This window comes from Curtobacterium flaccumfaciens pv. betae (assembly GCF_026241855.1).
GTDB classification, from domain to species: Bacteria; Actinomycetota; Actinomycetes; order Actinomycetales; family Microbacteriaceae; genus Curtobacterium; species Curtobacterium flaccumfaciens.
In genome coordinates, this window is record NZ_JAPJDC010000001.1 from 788,861 (window position 1) to 809,285 (window position 20,425).

A 20,425-nucleotide genomic window follows, 5' to 3' on the forward strand; every position below is an offset into this window, starting at 1 on the left:
AGGCACGGTGTGAGCAGGCACAGTGGTGGCATGGAGTTCGCCGACGTCGCCAGGGAGCTGCTGCTCGTCGCGCCGCAGGACTTCGTCGCCGAGCGCACCGCACGACAACGCGCGGCGCGGAAGGACGACCGCGCCCTCGCCACGGCGATCGGGCAGCTCCGGAAGCCCGCCCCGGCGGCCTGGGTGATCGACCTGCTCGCCCACGACGGTGCCCTCGACGACGCCGTCGACCTCGGACCGGCTCTCCGCAAGGCGCAGGCGGACGCCGACCCCGACGCGATCCGGACCCTCCGTCGGCAGCGCGCCGAGGTCGTCGACGCCCTCGCGCAGGCCGGTGCGGACCTGGCGTCCGACGCCGGACACCCCGTCACCCCGGCGGTGCTCGAGCAGGTCCGGTCGACGATCGAGGCGGCGATGGCGGACCCGCACGCCGGCGCGGCCGTCCGGTCGGGGCTGCTCGTGACGGCGCTCGAGAGCGTGGGGTTCGACGCGGTCGACCTCGACGGGGCGCTCGCGGATCCGGACGCGGTCCCCGATGCCTGGTCCGGCAGCGATGCCCCACCCATCCCCATCTCCCAGGCGAGGGGTGCGCGGAAGGCGAGCCGTGCCTCCAGGCCCGCGCAGCGCGACGCTCCGGAACCGGACGCCGATCCCGAACCCGAACCCGAACCGAAGCGCGACCCGGCCGCCGACCGGAAGGCCGCGCGCCAGGCCGAGACCGCAGCGCGCACGGAGTCCCGCGACGCCGACGCAGCACTCGACGACGCCGAGGCCGATCTCGAACAGGCAGAGGAGCGCCGCGCGGAGCTCCAGCGTGCCCTCGAGCAGGCCGAGGCCGAGATCACCCGGCTCGAGGCAGCCCGCGACGAGGTCGAGGCGGCGAGCGACCGGGCGCGCGACGTCCTCCGCGCCGCGCAGGAGCACCGCCGGGAGGTCGGCCGCTGAGCCGTCCGGTCGGACCTCATCACCTCGGATGAAAAGCGGCCGAACGGCTCGGTCCCCGTCCGGCGCGGCCCATACGCTCGCGTCATGACCTCCCTCCTCCGCCGGTACCGGCACCTGCTGGCCCCCGCCGCCGGCGCCGTGTACCTCGTGCTCTGGATCGTCGCCGAGGCCGGACGCGCGGGGCTCGCCGACCACGTCGTCGTGGTGTCGGCCTTCGCCGTCGCCATCGGCCTCGCCGCGTGGATGCCCGCGACCGCGCTCGGACTGGTCGTCGGCATCCCGCTCCTGCAGGCGGCCCGGCTGCTCACCCGGCCGACCGACACGACCTGGCCGGAGTACCTGGCGATCGCGATCGTCGTCGGCGTCGTCGGCGCCGGTCGGTCCGACCTGCTCCGCTACCTGGCGGTCCCCGTGCTCCTGCTGGCGAGCGCGGCGGCCGCCTGGGCGATGGCCGTCCCGACCGCTGCCGACCAGGACGTCTGGGGCAGCTGGGTGGGGACCTCCGGCGGGACCCGGTCCGACCTCGTCACGATCACCTTCGCGTTCGTCGGGGTCAGCGGTGTCACCTGGGCGGTCGGCGTGGCCATCGGTGCCGCGTGGCGGATCGGCCTCGCCCGGGTCCGGGTGGTCGAGGCGCAACGCCGCACCGAGGTGACCACGACCGAGCTCCGGGCCGAGCAGGAGCGAGCACGGATCGCTCGCGACGTGCACGACTCGCTCGCCCACTCACTGGCGGTCGTCGTGTCCCAGGCCCAGGGTGCCGCGGCCATCGCCGTGCGGGACGAACACGCCGCCCGGGCGCTGCAGGACATCGCCGACGTGAGCCGCTCGGCGCTGGGCGACGTCCGGGCCCTGGTGGAACGCATCCAGGCGAGCGACGACGCCGACCGTCACGGGCTGGCCGACGTCCCCGACCTGGTGGAGGACATGCGGGAGCTCGGGATGACCGCGACGTTCGAGGAGCACGGCGCCGGGGTCCTGCCCGCGGGCAGCGCCAGCGCGGTGCACCGGATCGTGCAGGAGAGCCTGACGAACGTGCTGAAGCACCAGGGGCGGACAGCGACGGCCCGGGTAGCGCTCGACTGGCGCGGCCCGGGGCTCGGCGTCGTCGTGACGTCACGGGGGAGCGAACCCCTCGTCGAGCTCGACGGCGCGGGGTCCGGTGTCGCCGGGATGCAGGAGCGTGCCCGGCTGGCCGGCGGCTGGCTGCGTGCCGGTGTCGGCGACACCCCGGACGAGTGGGTCGTCACCGCGTGGCTGCCGACGACCGCGGCCGTGCCGACCACGGCGACGGCCGACACCGACACCGACACCGACACCGACACCGACACCGACACCCACACCGTCCTGTCGGAGCACGTCCGATGAGCGCCGTCCGCGTCGCCGTCGTCGACGACCAGCGACTGTTCGCCACCGGGATGCAGATGCTCGTCGACGCCCAGGACGACATGACCTGTGTCGGGACCGCCGGTGACGGTGCCGCCGCCCTCGAGCTCTGCGCCGCCGAGCACCCCGACGTGCTGCTGCTCGACCTGCGGATGCCGGTCATGAACGGCATCGAGACCCTGACGCGTCTCGTCGCCTCGACCCAGGACCGCCCGCGGGTCGTCGCGCTCACGACCATCCGCCGCGACGATGCCGTGCTCGCCGCACTCCGCGCCGGCGCCGCCGCGTTCCTGACGAAGGACGCCCTGCCCGACGTCGTCACCGCGACCATCCGCGACGTGCACGCCGGTCGACCGGCACCGACCGAAGCCGAGGCACTCGACCTGCTGCGCGCGCAGGGCACCCCGGCCGTGACCGACCGACGCGACGAGGTCCTCGACGCGCTGACGGCCCGCGAGCGCGAGGTCTTCCTGCTCGTCGCGAAGGGGCTCAGCAACGCCGAGATCGCCGAGTCGGTCTTCCTGAGCGACGCCACCGTGAAGACCCACGTCCGCGCCGTCCTGACGAAGCTCGGACTCCGGAACCGGATCCAGGTCGTCATCACCGCACACGAACGCGGCCTCGTCCGCGCCTAGGGGGAACCATGCAGATCACGAACCGCGTCGCGAAGACCGGCACCGCCGTCGTCGTCCTCGCCGGACTGGCCACCGCCGTCGTCCACGGGTTGCCCGAACGCGCCGACGTCGCGGTCGCCCCCACCGTCGAACAGGACACACGGCGTGGGCGATGCCGCTCGACGCCTTCGTCGCGCCGGCCTCGTCGAAGACCACGTACGCCGAGGACCTCGTGGCCGAGCCCTGCCTGCGGAAGGCCGGCATCGACGACCCGGCTCCGTGGGCGACCGCGGCCGGGCTGCAGGCCGACGACGACGCGGCCGACACCGCCGCTCGGGCGAACCCCTCACCCGCACTCGCGACCACCCGGCCCCTCACCGCGGCGCTCGCCGAGACCCGCGGTTACCACGGGCCGTCCGCCGCCGGTGCGAACCAGGAGGGCCTGCGGCAGTGGGGGTACGACCCGGACCGCCAGGCCGCGTTCGCCGCGCTCCCGGACGACGTGGCCGCCCGTTGCTGGAACGCAGCCCGGAAGACCCTCGGCACCACGCTGCGCGGCACCGAGCAGACCGCGTCCGAACTGGCCCAGCGCCTGACGTACCTGGCGGCGCTGGACGCACGCCAGGACGACCCGGTCCGCACGGCCGCGGCCGGGTGGCGCACCTGCATGGCGCGGTCCGGTGTGCCGGACCTGCCGGCGGGTCCGGAGGGCATGCCGACCCCCTCGATGCACGTCAGCGCCCGTGACGGCGACCAGGTCGTCCTGTTCTCGGACGATCCGGGGAAGGCCGAGGTCGCCGTCGCCGAACGGGACGTCGCGTGCCAGGAGTCATCCGGCTACCGCAGCGCGCTGTACGCGGCGGAGTGGGAACGGCTGCTGCACGTCACCGCGACCGACGCGGCCGCGCTCCGGAAGGGTTCGACGCGGCAGCCGCAGGTGGACGCCCGCCTCGACCGGGTGATCGCGCGGCTCGCCCCGGCGGCACCGGCGGACGTCGACTGACGCGGCGGTCGCGGGGAGCGGTCCTGGGGGGAGCGCCCCGCGCCCGCCGCGTGGGGACGACGGACGGGAGGCCCGTGGCAGGACCGCCACGGGCCTCCCGTCCGTCCCGCTGCCCGGGGACGTCGCGTGTCGACCCGTGTCAGCCCGGGACGGCTTCGAGGACCCCGTCGCGTTCGCGGAGCGCGCCGTGCTTCGGGACCCACACCTGCAACTCGTCGACGGTGAAGTGCTCGAGGTCGTCGCGGTGTGCGGCCAGGAACGAGGCGATCCCGGGCTTCATCGGGAACCGCGGGTCGATCCCCTGCACCACGGCGACGACGTCGTCGGCGTCGGGATCCCAGGTGCCGCGCTCGAAGAAGTACGGCCGCCACGCGACCAGGTTGTACCCGCTGAACAGAACGGTGCCGTCGTCGACGCCACGTGCCCGCAACTCGGCGTCGAGCCGGGCGACACCAGCCGGACGCGCCTGCGCCACCGCACTGCCGAGCCGGACCACCGGCACGACGGCGAGGGCGAGCACGAGGCAGACCGCCGTGACCCGCAGTACCCGCTGCCGACGGCTGACGGGCCTGGACGGCCAGCCGGCACGTCCGAGGCCGATGCCGGCGAGGGCGATGAGGAGCGGCATCCACGCGTAGTAGTAGTGCGCGAGTGCGACGTCCGACGCGGTCAGGAAGGCGACCTGCGCACCGAGGCCGATGCCGAGGTAGGCGACGAGCCGGTCGGGTCGGAACACGAACGCCGCGACCAGCCCGATGACCAGCACGAGGACCACCCAGCGGCTGGTGCCCTGCGTGAAGTACACGAAGTTCGCCCACCACGGGGCGAACAGGTACTCGCGACCGAGCAGCTCGATCGAGTGGCCGAGCTCCGCGTGCCCGGTCTGGAACTGCAGCATGTGCACGAAGCCGCGCTCGAAGCCCACGGGCGCGTACAGCAGCACGAACGCGACGACGAACGACCCGGCCGCGATCAGCCCGCCGGTCAACAGGTCCCACCACCGGCGGAACAGGATCGGCAACGCGATGATCGCCACGACGAGCACGGCGGAGGTCATCTTCGACGTCACGGACAGGGCGAGCAGCAGGCCGGACGCAGCGGCCCAGAGCCAGCGTCGGCGGTCGGCGCCGTTCACCCACCGCCACGCGGCGTACAGCGCGGCGACCGCGAAGAACACCATGACCGGTTCGAGCAGCGCCGTGCGGTCCATCCTGGTGGCGACACCGGAGCCCGGGTCACCCCAGGCGATGCCGTTCGCCCGGGGGGTGAGCCACCAGAGGGCGGCGGCGATGAGTGCCGCCCAGTACCCGACCGGACGGCGGAACCACAGGAAGAACAGGAGCCCGGTGCCCAGCGAGGCGGTCGCCGCGACGTAGCGCGGACCGAGCGGCCCCGGAGCGCCGAGGATGACCTCCGCCAGGCCGAACAGGTACTTCGCCGTCGGCGGGTGCTCGAGGTTGCGGATGAAGACGCCGTGCAGGTACTCCCAGCCGGACACCACGTACACGTCCTCGTCGACGTCCACGCGCTGCCGGCCCACGTGCCAGTAGGCGAAGACCACCGCGGCGGCGACGACGACCAGGAACGCGACGATCCGCACGACCCGCGGACGGTCGAGCGGTCGGCGGGCACGGTGGGAGGCGATCACGGTGGACAAGTCTCACACGCGGAGGTCGGCCGCGACGTGAGCCGGTCCCGTCCTGACCGCACCTGCACCCGTGGTCCGACACGCCCGGACGGGTGCTGCTAGACTCAGTCCCTGACTTCGGCGAGGGCTGCGTACGCGCGGCCGTGATCGACGCGGTGGGATACCCGGCAAGACCCTGGGATCGTTCCTCACGCGTGCACGCGTTCGAGTTGCAACACCACAGACCCCCACGATGCCGGCACCCCGGCGTCGTCCCCGACACCAGGAGGCACCATGGCCGACTACACCAAGCTCGCAGCGGAAGTCCGCACCAAGTTCGGCAAGGGCGCTGCTCGCAAGCTCCGCGCGGCCGACAAGATCCCCGCGGTCGTCTACGGCCACGGCACCGAGCCGATGCACATCTCGCTGCCCGGTCACGAGACCATGCTGCTCGTCCGTACCGCCAACGCGGTCGTCGACCTCGACATCGAGGGTGCTGCGCAGCTCGCCCTCGTCAAGGACGTCCAGCGTGACCCGGTGCGCCAGATCATCGAGCACATCGACCTCGTGGTCCTCCGCCGCGGCGAGAAGGTCACGGTCGACGTGCCCGTCGTCGTCGAGGGCGAGTCCTTCTCCGGCACCATCCACGTGCAGGACCTCAACACGATCTCGCTGCTCGTGCTCGCCACCGACATCCCGGAGCACGTCTCCGTGAACGTCGAGGGCCTCGAGGACGGCGTGCAGATCCACGCCTCTCAGCTCGAGCTCCCCGAGGGCGCCGAGCTCGAGACCGACCCCGAGGCGCTGGTCGTCGCGATCGTCACCCCGCGTGGCACCGCTGACGACGACGCCGCGGACGAGGCCTCGGCCGAGGCCGGCGCCGAGTCGGGTGCCGAGGGCGCCGCGGACTCCGAGTAACACCCCTTCGAAGACATCTGGTCGACGCTGTGACACTGCGCTCATGAACGGCAGCAGCATCCTGGTGGTGGTCGGGCTCGGGAACCCCGGGCCCGACTACGCCGGCAACCGCCACAACGTCGGCCAGATGGTCCTCGACGAACTCGCTTCCCGCATGGGAGCCACGTTCAAGAAGCACAAGACGCCGAACCAGGTCGCCGAGGGGCGCCTGGTGCCCGGCGGCACACGACTCGTGCTGGCGAAGCCCGGGTCGTTCATGAACACCTCGGGCGGGCCGGTCTCCTCGGTGCTCGGGTTCTACAGCGCCACCCCGGCCGACCTCGTCGTCGTGCACGACGAGCTCGACCTGCCGTTCGACACCGTCCGCCTGAAGGGCAACGGCGGGCACGGCGGCCACAACGGGCTGCGCGACATCATCAAGGCCACCGGGACGAACGAGTTCATGCGCGTCCGGGTCGGCATCGGACGTCCGCCCGGTCGGCAGGACCCGGCCGACTACGTGCTGCGTGACTTCTCCGCAGCCGAGAAGAAGACGCTGCCGATCCTGCTGGCCGACGCGGCCGACGCGGTGGAAGCGATCGCCGAGGTCGGGCTGCTCGCCGCACAGCAGCGCGTGCACGCTCCGTCCTGAGCGCTCGGCGCTGTTCGCCCGTCGCGCACGCCGCGGCCGGTGTCGGTGGCGGCCGGTACCATCTCCTGAGTGACGATCTCGGGCATCATCCCTGCGCTCTCGCGCGCCTCCGCCTTCGATCGCGTGCTGCGCGCCGCACCGCGCGATGCCGACTTCTCCGTCGTGGACGGCCTGCGGGTGCCGCTGCTCGGCGCGCTGCTCGCCGAGCGCAACGGTCCGCAGTGCGTCCTCGTCATCACGGCGACCGGGCGTGAAGCCGAAGCGGTCCGCGAAGCGTTCGGCAGCTACGTCCCCGACGCCGACGTGCTCGAGTTCCCGGCGTGGGAGACCCTGCCGCACGAACGCCTCAGCCCGAGTGCGCAGACCGTCGGCACGCGCATCGCGACGCTCCGGAAGCTCGCGGCGTGGCAGGCGGCGGACCCGGCCGAGCGTCGCCAGACCATCGTCGTCGCGAGCGTCCGCGCCGCGCTGCAGCCGATCGCGAGCAACCTGACGTCCCTGGCGCCGGTGGTGCTGCGGACCGACTCGCGGGGCAACGACCTGGCGGCGATCGCGTCCCAGCTGGTGGACCTCGCCTACTCCCGCGTCGACCTCGTCACCCGCCGTGGTGAGTTCGCGGTGCGCGGTGGCATCCTCGACGTCTTCCCACCGACGGCCGACCACCCGGCACGCGTCGACTTCTTCGGCGACGAGATCGAGGCGATCAAGGCGTTCTCGGTCGCCGACCAGCGCACGACAGAGGACGACCTCGGTTCGGTCGAGCTCACCGCCTCGCGCGAACTCCTGCTCAGCGACGACGTCCGGCAGCGGGCGCGCGAGATGCTGCACGAGTTCCCGAACCTGTCGCAGATGCTCGCGAAGATCGCCGAGGGCATCCCGGTCGAGGGCATGGAGTCCCTCGCTCCGGCGCTCGTGCAGGACCTCGTGCCGATGACCTCCTACCTGCCGGACGACGCCACCATCGCGGTGTTCTCGCCCGAGCGGGTGAACGGCCGGGCGAACAGCCTCGCCGAGACGAACACCGAGTTCCTGCAGGCGGCCTGGAGCGCAGCGGTCGCGGGTGCACAGGCCCCGATCGACCTCGACGCCGGCAACTTCCTGACCGTGCAGCAGCTCAAGAACACCCGCGGCCAGCGCACCTGGTGGACGGTGTCGCCGTTCGACTCCGGCCTCGACGAAGGGGACACCGAGCGCGTCCTCACCGACGCCGAGGCCGCTGCCGAGGCCGGCGAGTACATCCGCGTCCGGGCCGAGGCCGTCCCGAGCTTCGCCGGCAGTGCCGACGGGGCGATCGCGCACGTCAAGTCGCTGACCGACGACGGGTGGGCCGTCGTGGTGACCGCGCAGGGCCAGGGCCTCGTCGAGCGTGCGGTGCAGGTGCTCGCCGACGCCGGGGTCGCCGCCCGTGCCGCAGCGGTCGACGCGCCGCCCGAGCCGGGGTTCGCCGTCGTGACGACCGCGACCGTCGAGCACGGCTTCGCGATCCCCGACCCCCGCATCGCGGTCCTGAGCGAAGCCGAGTTCTACGGCCGCAGCGTCCAGCAGGGCGCCCGCACCGTCAAGAAGCTCGCGAGCCGGCGCAAGAACGTCGTCGACCCGCTGCAGCTCAAGCCGGGCGACGTCGTCGTGCACGCGACCCACGGCATCGGCAAGTTCGTCGAGCTCGTCAGCCGCGAGGTCTCCAGCGGTGGCCGCAACGCCGTGAAGACGCAGCGCGAGTACCTCGTGCTCGAGTACGCGCCGTCGAAGCGCAACTACCCGGGCGACAAGCTCTTCGTGCCGACCGACCAGCTCGACCAGCTGTCGCGCTACGTCGGTGGTGAGTCCCCGACCCTGTCGAAGATGGGCGGCTCGGACTGGTCCGCCGCCAAGTCGAAGGCCCGCAAGGCCGTCCGCGACATCGCCGTCGACCTGGTCAAGCTGTACTCGGCGCGGATGGCGTCGAAGGGGCACGCGTTCGGCCCGGACACCCCGTGGCAGCGCGAGCTGGAAGAGGCGTTCCCGTTCGCCGAGACCGCCGACCAGCTCACCACGATCGACGAGATCAAGCGCGACATGGAACGCCCGATCCCGATGGACCGCCTGCTGTCCGGCGACGTCGGCTACGGCAAGACCGAGGTCGCGATCCGGGCGGCGTTCAAGGCCGTGCAGGACGGCAAGCAGGTCGTCATGCTCGTCCCGACGACCCTGCTCGTCCGCCAGCACATGGAGACGTTCCAGGAGCGCTTCGCCGGGTTCCCCGTGCACCTGCGCGCCCTGAGCCGGTTCCAGACCGAGAAGGAGTCGAAGGAGACCATCGCCGGGCTCGCCGACGGCACGGTCGACATCGTCATCGCGACCCACCGGATCCTGTCGCAGGGCATCACCTTCAAGGACGTCGGGCTCGTCATCATCGACGAGGAACAGCGGTTCGGCGTCGAGCACAAGGACCAGCTCAAGAAGTTCAAGACGAACGTCGACGTCCTGGCGATGTCGGCGACCCCGATCCCGCGCTCGCTCGAGATGGCGGTCACGGGCATCCGCGAGATGTCGACCCTGGCGACCCCGCCCGAGGACCGCCACCCCATCCTGACCTTCGTCGGGCCGCAGTCCGACCTGCAGGTGGCGGCGGCGATCCGCCGCGAACTGCTGCGCGAGGGCCAGGTGTTCTACGTGCACAACCGCGTGAAGGACATCCAGTCGGTCGCCGCACACCTGGCCGAGATCGTGCCGGACGCCCGCATCGCCGTGGCGCACGGGCAGATGTCCGAGACCACCCTCGAGCAGGTCATGGTCGACTTCTGGGAGCGCCGCTTCGACGTCCTCGTCTCGACGACGATCATCGAGACGGGCCTCGACATCGCGAACGCGAACACACTCATCATCGACAAGGCGGACAAGTACGGCCTGTCGCAGCTGCACCAGCTGCGCGGTCGTGTCGGCCGTGGACGGGAGCGCGGGTACGCGTACTTCCTCTACGACTCCGACAAGCCGCTGTCCGAGACCGCGCAGGACCGCCTCGAGACCATCGCCGCGAACAACGAGCTCGGCGCGGGGATGCAGGTCGCCATGAAGGACCTCGAGATCCGCGGGGCCGGCAACCTGCTCGGCGGGGAGCAGTCCGGCCACATCGCGGGCGTCGGGTTCGACCTGTACCTGCGGATGATCGGCGAGGCCGTGTCGCAGTTCCGTGGCGACGTCGCCGAGGGGCAGACCGAGCTCCGGCTCGAGATCCCCGTCGACGCGCACATCCCCGAGGACTACGTCGAGTCCGAGCGACTCCGGCTCGAGGCGTACCAGAAGCTCTCGGCGGCCTCGGCCCCGACGGCCCAGCCGAACGCGATCGACATGGTGCTCGACGAGCTCACCGACCGCTACGGGCAGCCGCCGCAGGCCGTGCAGACCCTGGTCGAGGTCTCCCGCCTCCGTCGCATGGCGCAGCAGGTCGGCCTGTCCGACGTCGTGGTGATGGGCTCGAACCTGCGGGTCGCCGGCAAGGAGCTCGCCGACTCGTCGCAGGTGCGCCTGAAGCGCATGTTCCCGGGGGCGCGCTGGTTCCCGCAGCAGAACGCGACGAGCATCCCGATGCCGCGTCCGCACGACCAGGCGCTGCCGGACGACGCCCTCATCCAGTGGGTGGAGAGCATCCTCACCGCCGTGTACGGGGCGACGACCCCGGCCGAGGCGCCGGCCGCGTAGACGCGAGCGGAGACGGACAGGAGGCACGGTGCGGGCCCGCACCGTGCCTCCGGGCCGTCATCGGCCACGTCCACGGCGCGCACGCCGTTCGCGACGATCCACGCGTCGAACGACGCGTGCTCTGTCGCGGAACGGGTGTGAACCCCGGCCCGCGACCCGCTACTCGGTGTCCTCGGCCTCGGACAGCTCGCGGCGCGCGCGGTACGCCCGCGCCCGCAGAGTGACGACGACGGCCGACGCGACGATGGCGATGCCCGAGCCGACGAGCACGGCGAGGACGCCCTCGTCGAGGATCTCCTCGTTGCGGGCGAACGCCAGCTCGTTCATGAGCAGCGACACCGTGAACCCGATGCCGCCGAGCACGCCGACGGTGATGATCGAGAAGAACGACAGCGACGAGCGGCCGGGCGAGCGGAAGATCCGCGTGGCGATCGTGCCGAACAGCGTGATCCCGATGACCTTGCCGACCGGCAGTGCCAGGACGACCGCCCAGAACGTGGGGGAGAGCTCGCTGATGCCGACCGAGGGGATGATGACGGCGGCCGACGCGAACGCGAACACCGGCAGCACGATGGCGTTCGACCACGGTTCGACGTTCTCGTGCAGGGTGTGGCCCGGGCGTCGGGGCAGCACGAGCCCGAGGGCGACGCCGGCGATCGTGGCGTGCACACCGGAGTGGTAGACGAGCCACCAGGTCAGGAGCCCGACCACGACCATCGCCACGATGACGAGCGTCTGCCCGCTGCGCCCCGGACGGAGCATCCGGCCGAGCAGCCAGAACGCCGCGAGGGTGACGACAGCGCCCGCGAGGGCCAGGAAGTCCGTGTCGTGGGCGAACACCACGGCGATGATGATGATCGCGATGAGGTCGTCGAGCACGGCCAGCGCGAGCAGGAACACCCGGATGCCGCTCGGCAGCCCGCGACCGAACATGGCGAGCACCCCGAGCGCGAACGCGATGTCCGTCGCCGTCGGGATCGGCCAACCGTGCGTGTACTGCGTGCCCGCGGTGACGAGCAGGAAGATGCCGGCCGGGACGAGCACGCCGCCGACCGCCGCGATGGCGGGGATGATCGCGGTCTTCGGGTTCGACAGCTCGCCGTCGACGAGTTCCTGCTTCAGCTCGATCGCGACGAGCAGGAAGAACACCGCGAGCAGGCCGTCGCTGATCCAGTGCGCGATCGACAGGTCGAGGCCGAGGGCACCGAGCGGCAGGTGCGCGTCGAGCAAGCGTTCGAGGCCGGGGCCGATCGGGGAGTTCGCCACGACCAGGCCGAGCACGGCGGCGGTGAGGAGCGCGATGGCGCTGAAGCGGGGGGAGCGGACGAGGGACGACATGGATCTCCGTCTCGAAGGGTCGGGTGAGTGTCCGTCGACCAGACTTCCCGACACACCACGTCCAGTGTACGCGGGTGGCACGATGACCTGATGACCGCTGTACCCGACCTCGTGACCGTCGTCGACCGCCTGCTCGCCGAGGACGGCGGGTGCGTCTGGAACCGGGCGCAGACCCACGCCTCGCTCGCGCGCTACGCCGTCGAGGAGTCGTACGAACTCGTCGACGCCATCGACGACGGCGACCCGGACGACGTCCGCGAGGAACTCGGTGACCTGCTCTACCAGGTGGTCCTGCACGCGGGGATCGCCGCCCGCGCGGGGGACTTCACCCTCGAGGACGTCGCCGTCGGGGTGCGGGACAAGATGACCAGGCGGCACCCGCACGTGTTCGGCGACGAGACGGCGGACACCGTCGAGGACGTCGTGCGGGTCTGGCGTGCGGCCAAGGCTGCCGAGAAGGCGAGCCGGCGGAGTGCGTTCGACGGGGTGCCGCGGGCGTTGCCGCCGCTGGAGCGTGCGGTGAAGCTGCTGGAACGCCTGGAGGAACGTGGGGACGCCGACGCGGTCGTCGCGTCCGTCGTCGGGGCCGGTTCCGGCGTCGGCCTGGAGGCCCGTGGTGCGTTCGCCGCGTCCGCCGCGTCCGACGCGCCCGCGGACGACGGGGTGGGGGCGGTCGACGCCGAGTGGGGGCGAGCGGTGCTCGGGGAGGTCGCGGCTGCGGCACGACGCGGGGTGGACCCGGTCGCGAGTCTGCGTGCCGCGGTGTCGGCGCTGGAGGAGGCCGGTCGGGCTGTGGAGTGATCCCTGGTTGGGAGATCGCTCCGGATAGGGGAGAACGGGCGCCCTCCCAACCCGAAAAAGAGAGGGCGCCCGTGAGCGGGCGTCGGCTCCACCAGGGAGAGGGGCCGACAGGGAAGCCCGCTCGAACCGCGGGACGCACTGCAGCACGTCGCCCCGCGAATCGGTCCGGAGCGTGGATCAGGCACGATCCGGACCGAGGTTCTGCATGCAGTATGCCAGTGGGTCGGTGCGCGCGCAAGCCGGAGACGCCCGTCTGCCAGAATTGACCGCATGGCAACGACCGTGACGGCACCCCGTGGCATGCGTGACTTCCTCCCGGCGGACAAGGCTCGGCGCGAGCACGTGCTCGGTGTCGTGCGGGACGTCTACTCGCGGCACGGTTTCGACGAGATCGAGACCCCGGTGGTGGAGGACGCTGCGCGGCTGCACTCCGGGCTCGGCGGTGACAACGAGAAGCTGGCGTTCGCGGTGATGAAGCGCGGGCTCACCACCGAGGACCTGCAGGCAGCCGAAGCGCCGCTGGACCTCGCTGACCTCGGTCTCCGGTTCGACCTGACGGTCCCGCTGGCCCGGTTCTACGCCTCGCACCGCGCGGAGCTGCCGTCGGTGTTCCGATCCGTGCAGATCGCGCCGGTCTGGCGTGCCGAGCGCCCGCAGAAGGGTCGCTACCGCCAGTTCGTGCAGTGCGACATCGACATCTTGGGGGAGCCCGGGCAGCTCGCCGAGATCGAGCTCATCCGCGCGACGACCGCGGCCCTCGATGCCCTCGGGGTCAGCGGCACGACGATCCGGATCAACGACCGCCGGATCCTGCTGGCGCTCCTCGCGTCGTGGGGGATCACCGAGCCCGCCGCCGACCGCGCGCTCATCACGATCGACAAGCTCGACAAGATCGGTGCAGACGGCGTCGCGGCGGAGCTCCGCAGCACCGTGGGCGCCGACCTGCCCGGGCTCGAGGACACCATCCGCGCGCTCGAGGCCGCCGACTGGACGTCGGTCGAGGGGGAGCCGTGGCTCGACGCCGAGGCCTTCGCCGACCTGCTCCGCCTGCGCGAGGCGCTGCCCGGGGTGGACCTGCGCTTCGACCCGACGCTCGTGCGCGGCATGGGGTACTACACGGGCACGATCTTCGAGGTCGCGCACCCCGACTTCGGCTACAGCCTCGGTGGCGGCGGCCGGTACGACGGGATGATCGGCCGGTTCCTCGGGCAGGACGTCCCCGCGGTCGGGTTCTCGCTCGGGTTCGAGCGGCTCGTCGACCTCGTGACCCTCCCGGAGTCCGCCGAGGCCGACGCCGTCGTGCTCGTGTACGACAAGGACGTCGACCCGGTCCGGCTCGCCGCGCTGAAGACCGAGGCGCTGGCGTCTCACCGACGCGTCCGGCTCGAGCGCCGCACGAAGAACACGAAGAACCTGCTCGCCGGCCTCGCCGCCCAGGGCTTCACGGCGTTCGCCACCGTCTCGGCGGACACCGCGTCGCTCGAGGGCGTCGAGTTCCGCCCGCTCGACTGAGCACCCAGTCCTCGTTCCAGCACGGACTCGTCCACAGCGGGGCGTCACGGCCGACGTCGTGTTCACCTCCGCTCGCTAGGATCGACACCGCAATCACCACAACCAATGTGTAGGGAGTACCCCGTGGCCCTGATCGATGCCGTAGGCGCACGCGAAGTCCTCGATTCCCGAGGCAACCCGACGGTCGAGGTCGAGGTCCTCCTCGACGACGGCGTCGTGTCCCGCGCGCTCGTCCCGTCCGGTGCATCCACCGGCGCGTTCGAGGCGTACGAGCTGCGCGACGAGGACGCCTCGCGCTACGGCGGCAAGGGCGTGCTCAAGGCCGTCGACGCCGTCCTCGACGAGATCGGCCCGGCGCTCGAGGGCTTCGACGCCACCGACCAGCGCCTCGTCGACGCCGCGCTCATCGAGCTCGACGGCACCGAGAACAAGTCCCGCCTCGGCGCGAACGCGATCCTCGGTGCCTCGCTCGCCGTGGCCCGTGCCGCAGCCGACTCGGTCGACCTGCCGCTCTTCCGCTACCTCGGCGGCCCGAACGCGCACACGCTGCCCGTCCCGCTGATGAACGTCGTCAACGGTGGTGCCCACGCGGACACCAACGTCGACATCCAGGAGTTCTTCCTGGTGCCCTACGGCGCCGAGTCCTTCTCCGAGGCACTCCGCTGGGGCGTCGAGACCTACCACGCCCTCAAGGGCGAGCTGAAGAAGCAGGGCCTGGCCACCGGCCTCGGCGACGAGGGCGGCTTCGCGCCGGAGCTCGCGTCGAACCGCGCGGCGCTCGACTTCCTGCTCACCGCGATCGAGAAGGCCGGCTACACGCCCGGCAAGGACATCGCCGTCGGCCTCGACGTCGCGTCCACCGAGTTCTTCTCGGACGGCAAGTACCAGTTCGAGGGCAAGCAGCTCTCGAGCCAGGAGTTCACCTCCTACTTCGCCGAGCTCGTCGCGAACTACCCCCTCGTCACCATCGAGGACCCGCTGGCCGAGGACGACTGGGAAGGCTGGTCGCACCTGACCGCCGAGCTCGGCGACAAGGTCCAGATCGTCGGCGACGACCTGTTCGTCACCAACCCGAAGCGTCTGCAGCGGGGCATCGACGAGAAGGCCGCGAACTCGATCCTCGTCAAGGTCAACCAGATCGGCACGCTCACCGAGACCCTCGACGCGGTCTCGCTCGCGCACCGTCACGGCCTGACCTCGATCCTGTCGCACCGCTCCGGCGAGACCGAGGACACCACGATCGCGGACATCGCGGTCGCGGTCGACGGTGGCCAGATCAAGACCGGCGCCCCGGCCCGCTCGGACCGCGTCGCGAAGTACAACCAGCTGCTCCGCATCGAGGAAGAGCTCGGTGACGCCGCGGTGTACGCCGGTCGCTCGGCCTTCCCGCGCGCCGCGTCGCTGTAACCAGCCCGGCCAGCAGTACCCGCACCGCCGAGACGCCGTCCTCCTCCGGGAGGACGGCGTCTCGTCGTGTGTGCCGCCCCGGAGTGCCGAGCGGTCAGGACGTGCCGCCCGCGCTGCGTCGAGAGGTCGTGAGTCGTCGGTTGGCCCGGGCCTGGCCGACAGGACGTGACCACCGGACGTGCGCCGGGCGGTGTGTGGTGACCACTCCAGGTACGGGACTGCAGGGGCGGGCCGAAGCCGTGCCTCCCGGTTGCCTCGACGTGACGACGCGAGACGCTGAGAGGGCGCCGAACGGCCGCGTGCCGGGCGGCCGGACCGACCGCGCCGGGTTATCGTCGGAGCGTGCCCAGCCAGAAGCCCCGCGTCCGCCGCGTCCCCGTGGCGATGCCCGACGGCAGCACGCCCGCGCAGCCCTGGTACCGCTCGATCCACTTCTCCGGGTTCAGCCTGCTCATGCTCGCGATCATCGTGCTCTTCGTGGTGGTGCTCGCGCCGTCGCTCCGGACGCTCATCCAGCAGCAGGAGCAGATCGCCCAGCAGCAGCACGAGGTCGCGAGTCAGAAGGCCGACGTCGCGCAGAAGAAGCAGGACGTCGCACGCTGGGACGACCCGGCGTACATCGAGGCACAGGCCCGCGACCGACTGCTCTACGTGTACCCGGGCGAGGAGAGCTACCTCGTGATGGGCGCCGAGGACGAGGCCGCCGACAAGACCCCCACCACCGACTCGGGCACCCCCGTGAGCGCGAAGGTGCAGACGCCCAAGGTCGACTGGGTGCAGGCGATGCTCTCGTCGGTGCTGCAGTCCGGGCTCACCGACGAGCGGGCAGCCGACCTCGTCGCCCCCGACGTCTCCGGGACCGGCGACAGCAAGTAGTCCCGGACCGCAGGGCGCGGAGCCGTCCGGCCCGACGGTGCGAGGGGTTCCGCTTCTCCGGTAGGCTCACGTTCCCGTGACGACCCCTCCCTTCGACCCGCCCTCCGACCGCGACGTCCAGGTCGTGTCGGCGCAGCTCGGCCGACCGGCACGTGACGTCATCGGGATCGCGGCACGCTGCGTCTGTGGCAACCCCACCGTCGTGTCCACGAAGCCCCGGCTGTCGAACGGCACCCCGTTCCCGACGTTCTACTACCTGTGCCACCCCGCGGCCACCGCTGCGGTCAGCACCCTCGAGGCCAACCAGGTGATGCCCGAGCTGGCAGCCCTGCTCGAGGACCCCGAAGTCGCCGCGCAGTACCGCGCGGCCCACGAGTCCTACCTGGCCGATCGCGAGTCGATCGAACACGTCGACGAGATCGACGGCATCAGCGCCGGTGGCATGCCCACCCGCGTGAAGTGCCTGCACGCCCTCGTCGGCCACGCCCTCGCCGCCGGACCCGGCGTCAACCCCATCGGCGACCTCGCGCTCGAGCGCGCGGACTGGTCGCCCTCCCGGTGTGCATGCCGGGCGTATGATGACGGTGCAGACGCTGGAGTCGGGGCGGGTGGCGGCGAAGTCTGACTCGACTCCCGCACACCCCCATCCAAGGAGATCATCCCCCGTGCCCAAGATCCTCGTCGTCGGCGGCGGTTACGCCGGTTTCTACACCGCATGGAAGCTCGAGAAGCACCTTCGCCAGGGCGAAGCCGAGGTCGTCATGGTGGACCCGCTGCCGTACATGACGTACCAGCCGTTCCTGCCCGAGGTCGCCGCCGGCTCCATCGAGCCGCGTCACGCGGTCGTCGCGCACCGTCGTCACCTCAAGAAGACCCGCGTCGTCACGGCGAAGGTCACCAAGGTCGACCACGCCACCAAGACGGCGACGATCACCCCGACCGAGGGCGAGGCGTGGGAGGAGTCCTACGACCAGATCGTCATGACCGCCGGCGCGGTGTCCCGCACGTTCCCGATCCCGGGCGTCGCGGACGAGGCCATCGGCCTGAAGACCATCGAGGAAGCCGCGTCCATCCGTGACCGCATCCTCAGCAACTTCCACAAGGCGGCGAACCTGCCGGCCGGTCCCGAGCGCGACCGCCTGCTCACCGTCGTCGTCGTCGGTGGTGGCTTCGCCGGCATCGAGGTGTTCGCCGAGCTGCGCTCCTTCGTCACCGACCTGCTGAAGAGCCACCCGCAGCTGTCGTTCGACGACACGCACTTCCACCTGGTCGAGGCGATGGGCCGCATCATGCCCGAGGTCTCGCTCGAGACCTCGCACTGGGTGCTCAAGAACCTCGCCGAGCGTGGCGCGACCGTGCACCTCGAGACCCAGCTGGCCTCGGCCGTGGGTGGCGTCTGCGAGCTCAAGACGAGCGACGGCGCGATCGAGACCATCCCGTCCGACCTCATCATCTGGACCGCCGGCGTCATGGCGAACCCGATGGTCAAGGGCACCGACTTCCCGCTCGAGCAGCGTGGCCGCATCCGCGTGCAGCCCGACCTGCGCGTGGTCGACGACAACGGCGTGATCGCCGACGCATGGGCCTGCGGCGACGTCGCGGCCGTGCCGGACCTGACCGGCGGCGGTGTCGGCGGGTTCTGCGTGCCGAACGCCCAGCACGCCGTGCGTCAGGCCAAGCAGCTCGCGAAGAACGTCGTCGCGACCATCCGTGGCGAGGCGACGACCGACTACAAGCACGAGAACCTCGGTGCCGTCGCGGGTCTCGGCCTGGGCACCGGCGTGTTCCAGTCCGGCAAGTTCGCCATGAAGGGCTTCCTGGCCTGGGGTGCCCACCGCGGCTACCACGGCCTGGCCATGCCGTCGTGGGAGCGCAAGTGGCGCGTCATCGGCGACTGGGTCGGTGGCTTCTTCCTGGGCCGCGACATCGTGTCGCTCGACGACCGCGAGACCCCGCGTGCCGCGTTCGAGGCGTTCGCGTCCCGTCCGAAGCCCGCTGCCGAGGCCCCGGCCGCGCCCGCCGCAGCCCCGGCTCCGGAAGAGGGCAAGGTCGCCGGTGCCGCCGGCCCCGTGTACGGCGAGCCCGCGAAGGACGTCTCCAACGCCGCCGAGCCGGTGACGGCCCCGGCCGACGCCAAGTAGCACCACTCGTCACGAAGGCGGTCACCCGTGAAGGGTGGCCGCCTTCGTGCATCGGTAGGCTGTTGCGGCCCGCCCCCGTGGCCCAATCGGTAGAGGCATGCGACTTAAAATCGCCGAGTTGTGGGTTCGAGTCCCACCGGGGGTACCGAACACCGCAGGCCCAGTAGCATCGACGATCGTGGTCGGACTCGGAAGCGCACTCGCCAACCTGCAGAACGCCCTCCGCCGACCGGAGGCCCACGTCGAGGTCGTCGACGGCGAGAGCGTCCCGGTCGGCATGCTCCTGGGCACCCTCGGAGCCCTGCTCCTGGACGCCGGCAGCTCCGTGACCGACGTCCGGTCGGCGCTCGAGAAGGCCCGTGACGCCGCCGGGGTCGGACCGACGCTCGCGATCGGCGTCCTGCCCGCCCTGGTGATGGTGAGCGAGGTCTCGACGGGCGCCGCCACGATCGTCAACGCCGAGGGCGTCGAACTGTCCTCCCGCCAGGCCGCCCGCGCCAACCGCGTCGTGCTCGGGCTCGAGAGCGGCTCCATCGCCCTCGCCGAGATCCCCGCCCGCGTCCGGGCCATCCGCGCCGGTACCGTCCCGCCGCCCGCCCTGCCGTGGATCCTCGGCAACGCCCTGACCTCGGCCGGCCTGGCCGTCGTCTTCCGCTGCCCCTGGTGGGCGATCGTCCTGGCGCTCGTCGTCGGCGGCCTCGTCGGCGTGATCGGACTGGTCCTCCGGCGGTTCCGCGAAGCCGTCGCGATCATCCCGTTCCTGGCCGCGTTCGTGTCGACGGCGATCGTCGGCTTGGTCGCCGCGGGCACCGGGTTCGAGCAGGTCCCGCTCTTCGCGGTCTGCGCCCCGGTCGCGGTGTTCGTCCCCGGCGCGCTCATCACCAACGCGTTGCTCGAACTCACCGCCGCGGACATCGTCACCGGGTCGTCGCGGCTGGTGCAGGGGCTCATCATGCTCGGCTTCATGGCCGCCGGCATCGCGTCCGGCAGTGCCCTGACCGGATTGCACGTCGATCCGTCGTCGGCCGCGCTCGTCGGCGAGGTCGCGGGGGTCGGCACGGACCTGGCCGGCTGGGAGTCCGTGCCGGCGTACTGGGTGTCGTGGGTCGCCGTCGTGGTGCTCGCGGTCGGGCTCGGTCTGGTGTTCCGATCCGGGTGGCGCCTGACGCTCGTGTCGGTGGCGGTCATGGTCACCGCCTACGCCGTGGTGAGCACGACGACGCCGCTCTGGGGCAGCGTCATCGCGACCGGGGCCGCGGCGGCGCTGCTGTTCGTCGCGACCCGGTTGCTCGAGCGGCTCGTGCCGGCGATCCCGGCGACGGTGTCGTTCTTCCCGGCGTTCCTGCTGCTCGTGCCGGGGACGGTCGGGCTGGTGGCGGTGGCCACCTTCGATCCGGAGGCGCTCGCGACCCCGCTCGCGACCTTCGTCAGTCTGTGCATCGGGACGAAGATCGGCGGGCTCCTGCCCGGCCTCTTCGCCCGCAACGCGCCCCGGCGTGCGGTGGACGCGACCAGCTGACGGCCTGGAGGCCCGTGGCGGCGCCGCCA

Annotated in this window: 16 protein-coding genes and 1 tRNA gene; 15 read left to right on the plus strand and 2 right to left on the minus strand. The window is 71.8% G+C overall.

Features of this window, described 5'->3' with window-relative positions:
- Positions 1-30 precede the first annotated feature (30 nt).
- From ORG17_RS03805 to ORG17_RS03820, 4 genes are all read left to right on the plus strand, one after another.
- Positions 31-945, plus strand: a complete 915-nt coding sequence (locus ORG17_RS03805) for a hypothetical protein (protein WP_214526644.1) — start codon at positions 31-33, stop codon at positions 943-945.
- An 84-nt stretch (positions 946-1,029) separates the two neighbouring features.
- Complete coding sequence (locus tag ORG17_RS03810; RefSeq protein ID WP_214526645.1) at positions 1,030-2,313, plus strand: sensor histidine kinase; 1,284 nt, start codon at positions 1,030-1,032, stop codon at positions 2,311-2,313.
- Positions 2,310-2,966, plus strand: a complete 657-nt coding sequence (locus ORG17_RS03815; protein WP_027464485.1) for a response regulator transcription factor — start codon at positions 2,310-2,312, stop codon at positions 2,964-2,966. The genes ORG17_RS03810 and ORG17_RS03815 overlap by 4 nt, the downstream gene beginning before the upstream one ends.
- 151 nt (positions 2,967-3,117) lie before the next feature.
- The gene (locus tag ORG17_RS03820) at positions 3,118-3,948 is read left to right on the plus strand and encodes a hypothetical protein (RefSeq protein ID WP_214526646.1); all 831 of its coding nucleotides are present in this window, start codon (positions 3,118-3,120) and stop codon (positions 3,946-3,948) included.
- A 139-nt stretch (positions 3,949-4,087) separates the two neighbouring features.
- On the opposite strand, the gene ORG17_RS03825 is transcribed toward ORG17_RS03820, so the two are convergent.
- The gene (locus tag ORG17_RS03825) at positions 4,088-5,596 is read right to left on the minus strand and encodes a phospholipid carrier-dependent glycosyltransferase (protein WP_214526647.1); all 1,509 of its coding nucleotides are present in this window, start codon (positions 5,594-5,596) and stop codon (positions 4,088-4,090) included.
- 273 nt (positions 5,597-5,869) lie between these two features.
- Between ORG17_RS03825 and ORG17_RS03830 the strand changes: the two genes are divergently transcribed.
- From ORG17_RS03830 to mfd, 3 genes are all read left to right on the plus strand, one after another.
- Positions 5,870-6,493, plus strand: a complete 624-nt coding sequence (locus tag ORG17_RS03830; RefSeq protein ID WP_027464488.1) for a 50S ribosomal protein L25/general stress protein Ctc — start codon at positions 5,870-5,872, stop codon at positions 6,491-6,493.
- Between the two features lie 43 nt (positions 6,494-6,536).
- Complete coding sequence (gene pth / locus ORG17_RS03835) at positions 6,537-7,124, plus strand: aminoacyl-tRNA hydrolase (RefSeq protein WP_214526648.1); 588 nt, start codon at positions 6,537-6,539, stop codon at positions 7,122-7,124.
- Positions 7,125-7,193: 69 nt separating this feature from the next.
- Positions 7,194-10,802 carry a transcription-repair coupling factor gene (gene mfd / locus ORG17_RS03840; RefSeq protein ID WP_128781140.1) on the plus strand — a complete coding sequence of 1,203 codons (3,609 nt, stop codon included), beginning with the start codon at positions 7,194-7,196 and terminating at the stop codon, positions 10,800-10,802.
- A 159-nt stretch (positions 10,803-10,961) separates the two neighbouring features.
- Here mfd and nhaA read toward each other — a convergent pair whose 3' ends face one another.
- Positions 10,962-12,140, minus strand: coding sequence for a Na+/H+ antiporter NhaA (gene nhaA, locus ORG17_RS03845; RefSeq protein ID WP_111033598.1), 1,179 nt, complete (start codon positions 12,138-12,140; stop codon positions 10,962-10,964).
- Between the two features lie 90 nt (positions 12,141-12,230).
- On the opposite strand from nhaA, the gene ORG17_RS03850 reads away from it, so the two are divergent.
- The 8 genes from ORG17_RS03850 (at position 12,231) to ORG17_RS03885 (ending at position 20,396) form a co-directional block, all read left to right on the plus strand.
- Entirely contained in the window at positions 12,231-12,941 is a 711-nt protein-coding gene (locus tag ORG17_RS03850; RefSeq protein WP_214526649.1) for a MazG family protein, read from the plus strand.
- Between the two features lie 270 nt (positions 12,942-13,211).
- Positions 13,212-14,453 (plus strand): histidine--tRNA ligase, encoded by a 1,242-nt coding sequence (hisS, locus tag ORG17_RS03855; protein ID WP_214526650.1) that lies wholly within the window; start codon positions 13,212-13,214, stop codon positions 14,451-14,453.
- Between the two features lie 123 nt (positions 14,454-14,576).
- Positions 14,577-15,860 (plus strand): phosphopyruvate hydratase, encoded by a 1,284-nt coding sequence (gene eno, locus ORG17_RS03860; protein WP_214526651.1) that lies wholly within the window; start codon positions 14,577-14,579, stop codon positions 15,858-15,860.
- 342 nt (positions 15,861-16,202) lie between these two features.
- Positions 16,203-16,736 (plus strand): FtsB family cell division protein, encoded by a 534-nt coding sequence (locus tag ORG17_RS03865; RefSeq protein WP_111056958.1) that lies wholly within the window; start codon positions 16,203-16,205, stop codon positions 16,734-16,736.
- A 76-nt stretch (positions 16,737-16,812) separates the two neighbouring features.
- Positions 16,813-17,361, plus strand: a complete 549-nt coding sequence (locus tag ORG17_RS03870) for a DUF501 domain-containing protein (RefSeq protein WP_027464495.1) — start codon at positions 16,813-16,815, stop codon at positions 17,359-17,361.
- 40 nt (positions 17,362-17,401) lie between these two features.
- The gene (locus ORG17_RS03875; RefSeq protein WP_071246022.1) at positions 17,402-18,877 is read left to right on the plus strand and encodes an NAD(P)/FAD-dependent oxidoreductase; all 1,476 of its coding nucleotides are present in this window, start codon (positions 17,402-17,404) and stop codon (positions 18,875-18,877) included.
- A gap of 71 nt (positions 18,878-18,948) precedes the next feature.
- A tRNA-Leu gene (locus tag ORG17_RS03880) sits at positions 18,949-19,022 on the plus strand.
- A gap of 33 nt (positions 19,023-19,055) precedes the next feature.
- Entirely contained in the window at positions 19,056-20,396 is a 1,341-nt protein-coding gene (locus tag ORG17_RS03885; RefSeq protein ID WP_214526652.1) for a threonine/serine exporter family protein, read from the plus strand.
- Positions 20,397-20,425: the final 29 nt, after the last annotated feature.